This is a genomic window from Ruminococcus sp. MSJ-25, from assembly GCF_018917825.1.
In the GTDB taxonomy this organism is placed as follows: domain Bacteria; phylum Bacillota; class Clostridia; order Oscillospirales; family Ruminococcaceae; genus Hominimerdicola; species Hominimerdicola aceti.
On sequence record NZ_JAHLPI010000016.1, the window covers coordinates 79,282 to 93,078 of the forward strand.

Here is a 13,797-nt window from a genome sequence, read left to right on the forward strand (position 1 = left end):
TTTCATTCTGCTGAGTCCTCAAAGCTCGTTTTTCCCCACTTGCCGCATAGGAAAGTTCTATCTTGATGATTCAAAAAAATTCTGCTGAGTAGTTGCGGCAAGTTTTGAAAAACTCGCCACGGACTCAGCAGAAAAGAACAACTGTATGTAGTAGATTATTTGAACTCAGCAATATAGAAATCTTTTCTTACTGAAGGTGTCAAAGGGTGTACGTTCATATGTCCTAGATTATCAGTTACGCACAACAATTTTTTACTGGACTTGTGAAATATATCAAGAACATTCTCTTCTCGCTTTTTCAAAGTCTTGTTGGTTAGTGTACCCCAAGCAATAATCACTTCATTGACAGACTTCAAATATTTCTTGATTATTACGTCTGTATCTTTATCATAGAGTTGTTCAGCTTTACTATCTATGGCAGAGCATAGGTTGACAGCATAGAAACCGCCATAGCCAAGCTTATACAAATTTGATGAGATTATATTTGTAGTTAAGTCTAGCAAAACTCCATTAGCTTGTCCTGCTGTTTTAGTTATGAATAACGGAATTTCCTTTGAAGTGTTCCATATTCTTGATAGTAAATATCTATGTGTATTATCATCTGAGAGTATTACAGTATTCTCGATTTTACTGTTTTCTGTTATCATCTGTATACCTCTTTTCGGAACATATAAAGGGACTCACATAAGCAAGCCCCTATGTTTTGAATTTATTTTCTTCTTACTGATTTGCCCTTTTTGGCGGCATAGAATGTAGTTATTGCAAGTGCAGAACCTTCTATGAGCATTGCAACACTTTCAGTTGCAGCAATGGAGCTTATAAGTCCAAGTATCATTATCTCACCTCCAATCACAATGAAAATTTTTTACAGTGCTGTATCGACAACAACAAGAACTGTGAGAGTAGCGAAAAAGCCTGCCACAAAATAGCCCATTAGATAAACCCCCTTTCAAAGAAAAAGACCAGCTCATTATTTATTTGAGTTGGTCTATCAAGCTTGCTTTTATGTATGCAACAATGGCATAGTCGGAACTTATGATGAAAAGCTTTTTTATGTATCCGTCTATTTCCAAGGTCACTTCGCTTATATCGTTGAGTATATCAACGTTCCACCTATCAAGCAGAAATTTTATATCTTCTTCTTTTGAGACTATGCAGCAGAAGCCGCCGAGATCGTTATATACATCTCTGTCAACTCCGTATGCTGTATTCAGAATTGATATTGACTGAGATATATCCGATTTTAGTCTGTCTGTTATAGTGTCGATATTATCTAGTTGATTGATTTTTGTTAATATTGTCATATGTTTGCTCCTAAATAAAAAAATCCCTATCTCACATTGCTGTAAGATAGGGAAATCTTTGTTAATTAATCATCATCACCGTTGTCTACATCATCTGATGACCAGCCATAGTCATCAACTCTTCTGTTGTACTCATAATCAGAAAATGAAACACCTTCATCTCTTGCTTCTGAACTTAGGTAATCTTCTAAGTATTCATTGTCAGCAAAATTCGAATCGTTGTAGTAATCATTATCGTCTTCGTATTCTGGACCATTATATTTCATAACAAGCACCTCTTCTTTATTTACCCTTTGGCTTCTGGGGCTTTGGAAAAGGAGTTCCTTTGCCTTTACTCTTTCCTTTAGGTGTGTCGGAATATGGGTGGTCATTGCCTATTATTGCATTGTCAAATCGTGTCATTGTTATCAACCTCTACTTTCTTTTCTGCTATCCATTGAAAAGTGATAATAAACATTGCATTGTCTATGTTTAAGTAAAACTAGTTCGTTTTTTTATGCAATAGTCGTTCCAATGTTACTCATAGACAGCTTGATTGGTGAATTAGTTGTCGATTTCATTTTCAATTAACAAAATTGCAAATACAGCGGCTTCTGCTAATTCTTCAAGAAAATCCATTTATAGCACCTTCTTTCCTTGTTATTACTGTAAGTATATCACAAACATTACTATTTGTCAAGTACAATATTACTATAAGAAAAGAAATACTTCAAGAAATAATGTTAAAATTATATATAGTAGATAGGTGGTGCATATATGGATAGTATAGGAAGCAGAATACGAAATGCTCGAAAGCAGGCAGGACTTACACAAGCTCAGCTTGCCGAACGTGCTTTTATAAGTGAAAGCTATATGGCACTTATTGAGTTGGACAAAAGAAATCCAAGTACTGACGTTGTTATAAGAATTGCAGAGATATTACAAGTGAGTTCAGACCATTTGCTGTTTGGCGAATTGCCAAAGAATGAGCTTGTTCTTTTTAATGAATGGAAGAAACTTATGCAGGGACGTTCGACTAAGGAGATTGAGTCTGCTCAGAATATTGTGAAGTGCTTTTTTGAAAATTTAGATGAACGTTGTGATGTAGATGATTGAATTCCCAAATTCCTTTTTTCCTCACTTTTTTAATAATCAACTATATAAAGAATTACATTCAGTAGATAGAACATCTCGGTGAGCAGTTCAACGGACACGTTGGACTGCTTGTACGAGTGGAGCAGACTTGCTTGACAAGGCTGCTCCTTTCCATATTCCTCTGCGAGTCCACTTTGGACGAGCAGCATAGAGCAAATGCGGCGATTTGCAAAAATCGCCGCATTTTTGCTATGACAATCGTGTTATGTTCTTGATATTTCAGCCTAAAAACGAAATACGACAGGGAGTATTTTACTTCCTGCCGTATTTTAGTGTATCCTGCCTATATTTTATTTATCCTATTACGTCGCCTTTCCGTCGCCAATTCGATTTTTCCAGAGTATTTTATCCTATCTTCTGCATATAAGAAAAAGTCTCGCAAACAACGTGTTTACGAGACTTTTTGGCGGAGAAGGAGGGATTCGAACCCTCGATGAGCTATTAACCCATACACGAGTTCCAGTCGTGCGCCATAAACCGGGCTAGGCGACTTCTCCAGTTTATCATTTTTTTATATGTGTCACACTATCCAAGCGACTTTAATATTATACCATATGATCTTTTACTTGTCAAGACATTTTTGAAACTTTTTTTGTTCTTTTCTTATTCAGAAGTACTGTGTAAAAAAAGTTTTCTCTGCGATGCTTTATTAACAATATTCCATGTTACCGAAAATTTTCGCAATTCAGAAAACGATTAAGTGAATTATTTAGTTCATTTGTAACAAACTTAATCAAATATATGCATTGGTAATATTGAAAATAGCTTAATAATTTTACCGCAAAAATAAAATAGCCGTTAAAATGTTTACGAAAATTCACAAAATGCCTTTGACAACTCAAGGCAAATGTGATATAATATTCGAATAACTGTAGGGTGCAGTGCGTCTAAATGCGACATTATAGGGAAGGTGAGACATTTTGGGAAGAAAACGCATTGGAGTGATATTGTCTGAAGCAGAAAGCTATTATCAGGAAAGATTGCTGAAAGGCGTAATGACAAAGGCTTTTCAGCTTGACTATGATGTGCTTATCTTCACAAGCTTTGTCAAAGAGTCATTCTTAAAAGCAGTGTCTGTTGGAGAAATGCAGATATATGACGCTATAAATTATGATAAGCTCGATGGCGTTATCGTTCTGGCAGATACATTAAAAATGCCTGGGCTTTTTGACAAAATATGCAGGGATATAGATGAAAAATGTCATGTTCCTGTGGTTTTTATAGATGGACGCTATAAGGACTATGAAAGTATTTATACCCGTGACGAAAAACCCTTTATGCAATTGACAGAACATCTTATCGAGGTCCATGGATGCAGGAAGATACTTTTTTTGAGCGGTCCGCTGGAGACTGCCACCACTCGTGAACGGCTTGCAGGATATAAGCGTGCCCTTGAAAAGCATGGCATAGAGTATGATCCAGACTTTGTCTGTTTTGACGGAGGCTTCTGGTATGATAAAGCGGCAGAGGTGGCAAATAATATCATCTATGGCAGACGTAAAAAGCCTGACGCTATCGTTTGCTGTGGAGATTATATGGCTATAGGCGTTGTACATGAATATCAGAAAAACGGTTTGAGCGTGCCTGAGGATATGATAGTTGCAGGTTATGACGCAATAGACGAGGCTATCCATTGCGTGCCAGCTATAACCTCTTGCTCACCGCCGATCTTTGAAACTGGTGTGAACGCAGTAATGACCATTGAGGCAAGGATCAAAGGTGTTGAACCGCAGGGTCTTATAGAGGACGGCGGCAAGGTAGAGATAGGTGCTTCCTGCGGCTGTCATGAGGACTATAGCTATACAAAGCGTGATCTTTTATCATCTCAGAACAAGATGAATTATCATGACTTTTTGGACAGCAATATGACCGATATAATGGCTTGCTCTAAAGATCCCGATGATCTGATGGCCAGGATACAATATTTTCTCTATCTTATACTCGATCAGAAGAGATATTATCTCTGCCTTAATGAGGATTGCCTTGGAGAGCATGAGATAGTCGGTGAGATATCCGCTGTTCCAAAGGAATATACAGAAAATATGGTGCTTTATATAAGAAACGTTGACGGCAAAAGCAGAACTCTTCATGATCCTTTTGAACTCAAAGAGATATTTCCTGATCTGGAAGAAGAGCGTGAAAGCCCTTGTGCATTCTTTATCACCCCGGTGCATTTTATAGATCGGTGCTATGGTTATGCTGTATTGTCTTACGGTGACGAAATAAAAACGATAGATATCACTTATCGTAATTGGACAAATCATGTAAGCAATGCTCTGGAATCAATGCGGATACAAAACTCCATAGCTAATCTTGCAGTCCGTGACGCTATGACAGGTGTTTATTCGAGAATAGGTGTTGAGAAAAATATCCAGTTTGTTATTGACAGAATGTCAGATCCGAAAAATAAGGCTTTTATCGCTGTCTGCGATCTGGACTGCCTTAAAAAGATAAATGATAATTTTGGCCATAACTGCGGTGATATTGCAATAAAAGCGATCGCAGACGCAGTTTTGGCATCAACAAAAAATCATGAGATATGTGCAAGGGTAGGCGGCGATGAGTTTGTGGTGATAGGCTGTAACGACTATAACGACAACTATCCTGAACGATTTTCTGCAAGGGTCAACGACCGCCTTAAAGTATATAACAGGTTTGCAGGTAACGAGTTTGAGGTCAGCGTTAGTATAGGCGGTATTTGTAAACATATAACAGATATCCACGAGCTTGAAGATATGTTTACACAGGCGGATAAGATAATGTACGCAAGTAAATTGGAAAGACATAAAAACAGGAAATAGCAATAGATAAAATATCAGTGCATTACAACGGACGGTCAGTGATCGTCCGTTTTTGCGTGTGAGAGACACATATCCACTTGACTTATAGGCTCAAATGTAGTATAATGTAAAAGTTAAGGCGGTTTTCTGCCTGTTAGTAAGACGATTTTTTTCGGAAAGGAAATGGATAATAAAATGGCTAAAGCTAAAAAAATAACGGCTGCTCTTACTGCCGCATTGCTTTGTACTGCGAGCCTTACCTCTTGCTCAGACACAAGCTATGTGATGACAGCAGGTGACAGCAAGATAAACGCAGGAATCTACATTTATAATGAGCTTACAGAAATGTCATATCAAATGACGATGATGTATTATCAGAAAGGCATCAAAAAAGACTATTTCGATCAGAAGGTAGACGGAAAGGCATTTGACGAGTATCTTTCAGACTATGCTCTCACTGCAACTAAGGAGTATGCGGCTGTAGTTGACAAGTTCAACGAGCTTGGACTTACTCTTTCAGATGAGGATATAAAGTCCATTAATGACAGCATAAGCAGCACATGGGATTCTCAGGGCGAGTTTTACGAGTCAGAGGGTATCTCAAAGGAATCTGTGAAGCTTGCACTCAAAGGCTCGAAAATGAGGGAAGAGCTTTTTGATCACTACTATGCAGAGGGCGGCGAGGAAGCCGTTTCAGACGATGAAATGGTGAAGTATCTTGATGATAACTACCTGAGATATAAATCCATTTCCTTTGCAAAAACTAAAGCATCAACTGATTCTTCATCATCAGCCACCGATTCTTCTACAGACTCAGCAGACGCTGCAAATGAGGAAGCCAAGGCAAAAAGGGATGAGTTCCTTGAAAAGGCTCAGGGCGTTTCGTTTGACGATTTCGACAGCATTATAGACGAGTACAACGACTATGTTGCTTCAAAGAAAGCCTCAGATTCAAGCTCCGCCACTGACAGCGATTCATCAGCAGCAGACAGCAGCACGACTTCTGACGACACTTCTTCTGTAGCAGAAAGCGACACAAGCTCCACAGCAAGCGATGACACATCTTCAGTTTCTGACAGCACAGCAGATTCAAGCACAGCAGCGTCAGACACAGATTCCTCCACAGACAGTTCTTCTTCTGCACCTGACCCATATGCAAATGAGAAAATGATGAACTACGGTGCTATGGACGATTCACAGAAAGACACTACAAACGGCAAGATACTCAAAGAAGTAAGCGGTATGAGCACAGACGTTGCAACAGCTTATGAGGATGATAACGCATATTACATTCTTATCAAGGGCGATATTAAGGACAGAGATACAGAATATGCCAAGGACAATCATGAAGATCTTCTAAAAGAAATGAAGAGCGATGAATTTCAGAAGAAATTAACAAGCTGGGTAGAAAAGCTTGACATCAAGGTGAACAACAAGGCCATAAAGCGTTACACGCCGAAAGTGGTCTACGATAAGCAGACAGAGTATTACAGCAAGAACAATAATTCATAGCAGATAAAATTACCGCCGCAGCCGAGTTTGGTTGCGGCGGTTTTGTCATGTTGACAAATTTGAGAAATACGATATTGTTGACCCTATCCGGCAATAGTGGTAATTGGTAGGCTTTAAGGAGCATTTAAAGCCCGAAGGATCAAGGATTTTCGTGGTTGAAACGATAAAAAACCTGAAAACTTGGGAAATCCAAAAACGCTGATAGAAATCCTGTTGACAACAAATAAATAGTCTTCATTAGCGGACAGTGTTTCATAAATTTTTGAAGTGCTGTCCACTATTTCCGTGTCTAAAATTGAATACTTAATAAAGTACTTTTTGGTGGCTGTCATCTTACGGTCACCAAAAAGTGCTTTTTCTTTTCTATAAGAATTGTTTTATCATCATAATCATGTTTAAGAACACTTGTGAGTGAATCGGTAAGAAAAGATATACTTGATTCATGGAAAACAAGCCTGACTACTTATTTACCATTTTTAAGAATAATGATCTCGTTACCCTGCTGAACAGCTTGCAGATAATGACCAAAATTGTTCTGAACATCGGTTACTGTTGCAGTGATCATAATAACACCTCCAAACATTTTCGCTAATATTAGTTTGTGACATTTTCGCTAAAATGTTAATGGCGAACTTTAGAGAGAGGAGGAAAAATCAATTTTAATACAAAAAGAAAATATCACCCGAAAAGTGTTGGCACGGCTTGACAAGGGGAGCAAACGTTCAAAGCAATATCAGATAGACTTTCATCGTGGGCAAAACAGCCATGGGTGATTTCACACCCATGCAAATATTATTCGTGGCGAAAAGGCTTTGTGCAGTGTTATCAGCGACAGCGATATTATGCTCGATATTATCACGGCTTTGATGATAGAGGAAAACTAATGTATTATTGGATAAATACGAGTCTTGAATATCAAGGAACAAATGAGCATTTTGACTGTATAGTCGTTTCTCAAAATATATGCATTCGAGAAACAGTCAAAAAATACATTCTTAATGATTAATTCATGACTTTCCGTTATGTTATAATTATTCATATTATACCATAATCGGCGATTTTTTTCAATGTATTTTTGTGCATTTGTTAATTTTGTTAATTCTGTATAGTTTGAACAATAAATATTGTGTGATAACAACAATAGAAAGTGAAGGCGAGTAAGTTGGATATTTGTATTACCAAAAGAAAAGACGGAAGATTCATGGGACGCTTTATCATCGACAGAGATGAATCCGGCAAAGCTGTTTATCAATATGTTTACGGAAACACCTATGATGATGCTTATAAAAAGGTGCAAATTGGAATGGAAGTAGAATTAAGATTTCAGAGCGGAAAGTGTATCAGCGTTTTGGAAGTATATCGGGAATGGATCACTGCAATCGCAAACCGTGTCAAAGAATCCTCATTTGTCAATTACTGCAACAAGTTTGAAAAGCATATTATTCCTGAATTTGGCGACATTCCCTGTGTGGATATAAATGCAGTTAAGCTCAACAATTTCATAAACAAAAAACTTTCAGAGGGGTTCTCCGCAAGTTATATAAAAGATATTATAACCGTTTTTAAGTCGATGCTTATATATGCACAGGAAGAGTATGGTTTCAGCCTTTCTCTGAAAAATGTCATACTTCCTAAAATAGAAAAGAAGAAAATAGAAAAAATCAGTGATAATGACCAGAAAGTCCTTATCTCACACATTAAGGAACATATGACACTTACAGGTCTGGGGATTTTGATCTCACTTTATATGGGTCTGAGAATCGGCGAATTATGCGGTCTGACATGGGCTGATATAGACATAGAGAATCGGGTATTATATGTACACCGTACAGTTCAGCGAATCTGCACCTGCAATTCGGATGGTAAAAAAACGAAAATTATTATCTCCGTCCCTAAAAGCGATACATCATTCAGAGAGATCGCAATACCGGAGTTCCTTGCAGAATATTTCATGGCATTTAAAGGCGATGATAACTACTACGTTCTTTCGGGAAGTGAAAAGATAGTTGAACCTCGTGCCTACCAGTATCGGTATAAAAGGGTTCTGTCGGAATCAAATTCCGGTGATCACACATACCATGGGCTTCGACATACCTTCGCAACAAATTGCATTCAAAACGGGTTTGATGTGAAAACACTTTCTATGATTCTCGGCCATAAAACGGTAAATATCACACTAAACAGGTATGTCCACCCTGATTATGTTCATGAAAGAAAGCTCATGAATAAACTTGCTATGCTTTTTTAGTGTAAAAATGTGTCAAAACTGCATCTTGAAAACTGAATAATGAAGAAAGAACATGTCTATTTGCTGATAATCTCGAATGCATATATTTTGAGAAAAATCTCAGAATCCTAATTGCGATTCAGGCTATATATAGGGAGGAGACAATAAATGCACAAAAACCATTACAGCGGCGGACTCACCCGTGAGCAGTTCCTGTTTTATGAGATAAAAATAGTCGCAGGGCTACTTGGTCGGGGAAGAAGCCGTGATGAGATATATCGTGAGATACAGAGCGAAAATCTGTTCCAGTTTCCTACGGAGCGAATGATAAAAACGATCACCAATACCTGTTTCAAGCGCATAGACGCAGTTGATAATGAAGCTGCCATCAGGCTGCTTGCAGATGCATCTGCCGAAGTTGCAAAGCAGGTGAACCTGTATGCGATCATGTGCGAAAACAGTATCGTCTATGACTTTATGATCGAGGTCATCGGTGAGAAATATCGCTCACAGCAGCTTGATTTTTCGGTGAAAGATGTGAATGTGTTCTTTATGTCCCTTGCCGAAAAAGTGCCTGCTGTCAGTGAATGGAGCGAATCCACAATGAAAAAGCTTAAGCAGGTGTTGGTGCGTTTTCTTGTAGAGTGCGAATATCTTGAAAGCTCGAAGTCGCAGACCTTGCTTCCTGTATATTTGTATCCCGAGCTTGATGAATTGATACGTTCCAAAGGCGACACAGATGCACTTGCGGCTTTTAATTGTTTTAATTGAGGTACGGACTATGAGTAATATTATTTACCAACTTAATGAGATAAAAAAACGCTTTTCAGATGAAGTGTTTCTGAGCAACAAGGGGCTTTCAAATGAAGTCGGGATACACGTTTTCTGCTACGAACCAAAGGACGAAATGCTTGTGCGGAGCTATTTTGCTGACCTGATAAATGCACAGGGACAGCCATTTCGTATCGTGGAGTGTGATCTGTATAAGATTTTCCTGCGGATATGCGAGGAAAAGCGGATCCTGAAAGGCATTCCCAATATGGAGAAGAAAAAAGGCTCGGAGTGTCTGCTTAAACAGTTGCAAAAAGCTGTTTCGCCCGAAGCCTTTGTAGAAAAAATGAAATACGAGCCGCATGAGCATGGGGATATTTTGTTGATTACCGGAGTCGGAAAGGTTTATCCGTTCATGCGGTCTCACAATATCCTTGACAATATCCAACATATCTTCTCTGATATTCCCGTGGTGATGCTTTATCCAGGAGCTTACAATGGTCAGGAACTTTCACTGTTTGCAGAATTTGAGGACGGCAACTACTACCGTGCTTTCAATATGATCTAAGGAGTTTTTTTATGCGTTTACAGAGTATCTATAAATCCGACATCAACCGTGACATTAACGGTGTTATCAAGGTCGCACAGGATGATGAACAGTCTATCGTGCAGGAACTTTCGGAGTATATTATCACGAGAGAGCTGCGCCGTCATTTCAATACATTTCTGAATCATTATGAACGTTCGTTGGAACAGCCCACCGACAAGATAGGTGTGTGGATCTCGGGCTTTTTCGGAAGCGGTAAATCTCACTTTCTGAAAATGCTGTCCTATTTGCTTGCGAATAAGACGGTTGGTGGAAAAAAGGCAGTGCAGTATTTCTCGGATAAGTTCGATGACCCCATGATGTTCGCACAGCTTGAAAACTGTGTAAAAGTTCCTACCGAAACTATTCTTTTCAATATAGACTCCAAAAGCCCTCTGACAAAAGATAAAACGGCTATTTTAAGAGTTTTCGCAAAAGTATTCTATGAACATCAGGGATTTTACGGCAACGATCTGAAAGTCGCAAAACTGGAGCAGTTCATCGCAAAGTCAGGTAAAACGGAGCAGTTCAGAGAATGCTTTGAGCGTATCAACGGTGGTACTTGGGAAGAAAGCCGTGATTCCTTTGCTTTCTTTGAGGACGATATTGTAGAAGCTATGTCCGAAGCCCTCAATATGAGTGAAACTGCAGCACGAAACTGGTTCAACGGCGAGGAAGAAATTGAGCTTAGTATCGAACAGCTCGTGAAGGAAATTCGTGAGTATATCGATAGCAAGGGCAGGGACTACCGCCTTATGTTCATGATAGATGAAGTCGGTCAGTACATCGGCTCGGATTCTGACCTCATGCTGAACTTACAGACTATCGTTGAAGAGATAGGCACGAAATGCGGCGGCAGAGTGTGGGTCATGGTGACTTCGCAGGAGGCTATCGACAGCATTACCAAGATAAGCGGTGATGATTTTTCAAAGATTCAGGGCAGATTCAATACCCGTCTGAGCCTTAGCTCCTCAAGCGTTGATGAAGTCATCAAAAAGCGTATCCTTGCCAAGACCGATACAGCAGAACAGGTGCTTAGCCTGCAATATGAGAAAAATAATCAGGTGCTGAAAAATCTGTTCACGTTCAATAATGCCGTTCTTGACCTGAAAGGCTATGCGGGCGAGGGCGAGTTTATCGAGACTTATCCCTTTGTGCCGTATCAGTTTAGGCTGATGCAAAACGTCCTTGCCGAAATACGCAAGCACGGCAATTCGGGCAAGCACCTTTCCGGTGGTGAGCGTTCCATGCTGTCGGGATTTCAGGAGGCGGCACAGGCAATTCAGGACAGGGACGAGTATGCTCTTGTGCCGTTCTATCTTTTCTATGACACAGTGCATACTTTCCTAGAAAGCTCTATCCGCCGTGTTATCGACCGATGTCAGAATGCTGCCGACAATCGTGATGGTATTGAACAGACAGATGTAAATATATTAAAGCTGCTGTACCTTGTGAGATATGTCGATGATGTCAAGGCGAATATTGACAATATAAGCATTCTTATGGCGGACGATATACGAACCGACAAGGTTTCCACAAGGCTTTCGATACAGCAGTCCCTTGACAGGCTTGTTTCTCAAAACTATGTTTCCCGCGCAGGAGATACATATACATTCCTGACCGATGATGAACAGGATATTGCCCGTGAGATAAAGAACACCCCTGTTGACAGTGCGATAATCACCAAGGCAATTTCAGATATTATCTTTGGAAAGCTGTTTGTCAGCAAGAAATTCAAGTACGGCAAATATGATTTTCCTTACGATCAGCGTATCGACGAAACCGTTATCGGACAGTTGACAGGCTCGGTGGCATTACATTTTATCACAGTAGCATCGGAGATATACACAACAGATGATTCTGTATTTCTCATGAGATCAGCGGCGGACAATGAAGTTATCGTTGTGCTTGCGGAAAGTCAGCCATATTTTAAAGAACTGGAAGACGCCATGAAGATTCGCCGCTATGTCAAAAGCAAGAACGTGGCACAGCTCCCCGAGATGATACAGAGTATTATCAGGGGCAGGCAGAATCAGGCATCGGCACATGAAAAACGTGCGGAGGAGCTTATTTCGGCGGCTATCGCTGAGGGCAGAGTTTACGTTGCAGGCGATAAATTAACACTGAAGGTTTCATCGGTGAAGGAACGTATCGAAAGAGCAATGTCGATTCTCGTGGAGAGCGTTTATACTAAGCTGAGTTACGTCCGAAAGAATTATGACAGCGATGCAGATATTTTGCAGATACTCAGCGGTGATAAGCAGATGATGCTTGATGGTGCGGAGTCACCAAATGCCGAGGCTGTCAAAGAATTATATCAATATCTTGACATTCAGAAAATGAAACAGTTGCCGACCTCTATGGGGGATATTCAGAAACGTTATCAGGCTATTCCCTACGGCTGGCGAGAGATCGACATAGCAGGGGTGACTGCCGAGCTTATCGCAAGTCAAAAGTTGACCCTCAAATACGGCGGTGCTGTCATTCAGCCGAGTGATAAAAAAATGCCCGATTATCTTCGCAAGAGAACGGAAATAGACAAGGCGATCATCGGGTTCAGAATCGCTCCTCCGACTGCACTTATCAAAAAGGCGAGGGAGTTTTTGAGCGAATATTTCAACTGCACTTTGGGCGCGATACCCGATGATGAGGACGGAATTATTGCTTATATCATAGAAAAATTTGAAACTGAGCGTAACAAGCTGAATGACTTGATTATAAAAGAATATAGTGCAAATGCTTATCCCGGCAGGGGTGTTGTGGAGAACGGTATCAAGCTGTGCAATGAGCTTTTGGGGCAGAAAAATGACAATATCGCTCTGCTGAAAAAGGCTGTGGATATGCAGGAAGATTTCCTTGAACTTGCGGAGGATATGTCTGAGGTGGATACGTTTTTCCGTGTTCAGAGAAGCATTTTCGATAATGCAAGGTCGCAGGTGGAGCGTGTGAATGAGGAAAAAGAGTATTTCCAGACAGAGGACAATACACTTGCGGTTGTCGAAAAGATAAAGCAGATAATCGCCATGCAGAAGCCTTACAAGCGTATCAGCGAACTGCCCGAACTTATACAAACGGTGCAGGAGGATTATCAAAAGCTGTTGTCGCAAAAGCGTGAGGAGGTCATCGGCGAGATACAGGCGGCTATGGGCGAGATACACCAGACCGCAGACATAAAGCAGGGTGACATCGTGCAGAGGGCGGACGATGCGCTGACAGAAAAGCGAACCGCAACTGAAAATGCAGACAAACTCATAAATCTCGATGCGATGAAAATTCAGATCGGCAATATCAGACAGCAATATCTGCAAAAACTCGTTGTCGTTGACGAACCTGATATTGATACCGTGACAATGAGCCGCAGTGCAGTTTGCCACACGATGAAACTGCAAAGTGAAGCCGATATTGACGAGTATATTGCGGAGGTCAAAAGGACGCTCATGGACAAGCTGAACGGTCACGATGTTCTGCATATAATCTGAGGAG

At 40.1% G+C, this 13,797-nt stretch carries 12 protein-coding genes and 1 tRNA gene; 7 read left to right on the plus strand and 6 right to left on the minus strand.

Features of this window, described 5'->3' with window-relative positions:
- Positions 1-155: 155 nt before the first annotated feature.
- The 4 genes from KQH97_RS06310 to KQH97_RS06320 all read right to left on the minus strand — a co-directional run bounded on the left by KQH97_RS06310 (position 156) and on the right by KQH97_RS06320 (position 1,570).
- Entirely contained in the window at positions 156-647 is a 492-nt protein-coding gene (locus tag KQH97_RS06310) for a DUF1643 domain-containing protein (RefSeq protein ID WP_216553525.1), read from the minus strand.
- 62 nt (positions 648-709) lie between these two features.
- Positions 710-835: a hypothetical protein gene (locus tag KQH97_RS08770; protein ID WP_279310011.1), complete on the minus strand. Its 126-nt coding sequence runs from the start codon at positions 833-835 to the stop codon at positions 710-712.
- 139 nt (positions 836-974) lie between these two features.
- Positions 975-1,304, minus strand: a complete 330-nt coding sequence (locus KQH97_RS06315; protein ID WP_216553527.1) for a hypothetical protein — start codon at positions 1,302-1,304, stop codon at positions 975-977.
- Positions 1,305-1,369: 65 nt separating this feature from the next.
- Entirely contained in the window at positions 1,370-1,570 is a 201-nt protein-coding gene (locus tag KQH97_RS06320) for a hypothetical protein (RefSeq protein WP_117922978.1), read from the minus strand.
- A gap of 490 nt (positions 1,571-2,060) precedes the next feature.
- On the opposite strand from KQH97_RS06320, the gene KQH97_RS06325 reads away from it, so the two are divergent.
- The gene (locus KQH97_RS06325) at positions 2,061-2,399 is read left to right on the plus strand and encodes a helix-turn-helix domain-containing protein (RefSeq protein ID WP_117922981.1); all 339 of its coding nucleotides are present in this window, start codon (positions 2,061-2,063) and stop codon (positions 2,397-2,399) included.
- A gap of 443 nt (positions 2,400-2,842) precedes the next feature.
- On the opposite strand, the gene KQH97_RS06330 is transcribed toward KQH97_RS06325, so the two are convergent.
- A tRNA-Ser gene (locus tag KQH97_RS06330) sits at positions 2,843-2,935 on the minus strand.
- Positions 2,936-3,358: 423 nt separating this feature from the next.
- Here KQH97_RS06330 and KQH97_RS06335 point away from each other — a divergent pair.
- Both KQH97_RS06335 and KQH97_RS06340 read left to right on the plus strand, forming a co-directional pair.
- Positions 3,359-5,239 carry a GGDEF domain-containing protein gene (locus KQH97_RS06335; protein ID WP_216553529.1) on the plus strand — a complete coding sequence of 627 codons (1,881 nt, stop codon included), beginning with the start codon at positions 3,359-3,361 and terminating at the stop codon, positions 5,237-5,239.
- Between the two features lie 174 nt (positions 5,240-5,413).
- Entirely contained in the window at positions 5,414-6,730 is a 1,317-nt protein-coding gene (locus tag KQH97_RS06340; protein WP_216553531.1) for a hypothetical protein, read from the plus strand.
- Between the two features lie 463 nt (positions 6,731-7,193).
- Here KQH97_RS06340 and KQH97_RS08890 read toward each other — a convergent pair whose 3' ends face one another.
- Complete coding sequence (locus KQH97_RS08890) at positions 7,194-7,295, minus strand: type II toxin-antitoxin system prevent-host-death family antitoxin (protein WP_337794891.1); 102 nt, start codon at positions 7,293-7,295, stop codon at positions 7,194-7,196.
- 636 nt (positions 7,296-7,931) lie between these two features.
- On the opposite strand from KQH97_RS08890, the gene KQH97_RS06350 reads away from it, so the two are divergent.
- The 4 genes from KQH97_RS06350 (at position 7,932) to brxC (ending at position 13,793) form a co-directional block, all read left to right on the plus strand.
- Positions 7,932-8,978: a site-specific integrase gene (locus KQH97_RS06350; RefSeq protein ID WP_216553533.1), complete on the plus strand. Its 1,047-nt coding sequence runs from the start codon at positions 7,932-7,934 to the stop codon at positions 8,976-8,978.
- Between the two features lie 147 nt (positions 8,979-9,125).
- A complete protein-coding gene (locus tag KQH97_RS06355) occupies positions 9,126-9,728 on the plus strand; it encodes a DUF1819 family protein (protein ID WP_117891518.1) in 603 nt (200 codons plus the stop codon).
- 10 nt (positions 9,729-9,738) lie between these two features.
- Positions 9,739-10,296: a DUF1788 domain-containing protein gene (locus tag KQH97_RS06360; protein WP_117891517.1), complete on the plus strand. Its 558-nt coding sequence runs from the start codon at positions 9,739-9,741 to the stop codon at positions 10,294-10,296.
- An 11-nt stretch (positions 10,297-10,307) separates the two neighbouring features.
- Entirely contained in the window at positions 10,308-13,793 is a 3,486-nt protein-coding gene (gene brxC, locus KQH97_RS06365; protein ID WP_216553535.1) for a BREX system P-loop protein BrxC, read from the plus strand.
- Positions 13,794-13,797: the final 4 nt, after the last annotated feature.

Coding starts and splice junctions, on each gene's coding strand:
- KQH97_RS06325 (WP_117922981.1), top strand. CDS start 2,061: ATGGATAGTATAGGAAGCAGAATACGAAATGCTCGAAAGCAGGCAGGA.
- KQH97_RS08890 (WP_337794891.1), bottom strand. CDS start 7,295: ATGATCACTGCAACAGTAACCGATGTTCAGAACAATTTTGGTCATTAT.
- brxC (WP_216553535.1), top strand. CDS start 10,308: ATGCGTTTACAGAGTATCTATAAATCCGACATCAACCGTGACATTAAC.
- KQH97_RS06340 (WP_216553531.1), top strand. CDS start 5,414: ATGGCTAAAGCTAAAAAAATAACGGCTGCTCTTACTGCCGCATTGCTT.
- KQH97_RS08770 (WP_279310011.1), bottom strand. CDS start 835: ATGATACTTGGACTTATAAGCTCCATTGCTGCAACTGAAAGTGTTGCA.
- KQH97_RS06350 (WP_216553533.1), top strand. CDS start 7,932: ATGGGACGCTTTATCATCGACAGAGATGAATCCGGCAAAGCTGTTTAT.
- KQH97_RS06360 (WP_117891517.1), top strand. CDS start 9,739: ATGAGTAATATTATTTACCAACTTAATGAGATAAAAAAACGCTTTTCA.
- KQH97_RS06310 (WP_216553525.1), bottom strand. CDS start 647: ATGATAACAGAAAACAGTAAAATCGAGAATACTGTAATACTCTCAGAT.
- KQH97_RS06355 (WP_117891518.1), top strand. CDS start 9,126: ATGCACAAAAACCATTACAGCGGCGGACTCACCCGTGAGCAGTTCCTG.
- KQH97_RS06315 (WP_216553527.1), bottom strand. CDS start 1,304: ATGACAATATTAACAAAAATCAATCAACTAGATAATATCGACACTATA.
- KQH97_RS06320 (WP_117922978.1), bottom strand. CDS start 1,570: ATGAAATATAATGGTCCAGAATACGAAGACGATAATGATTACTACAAC.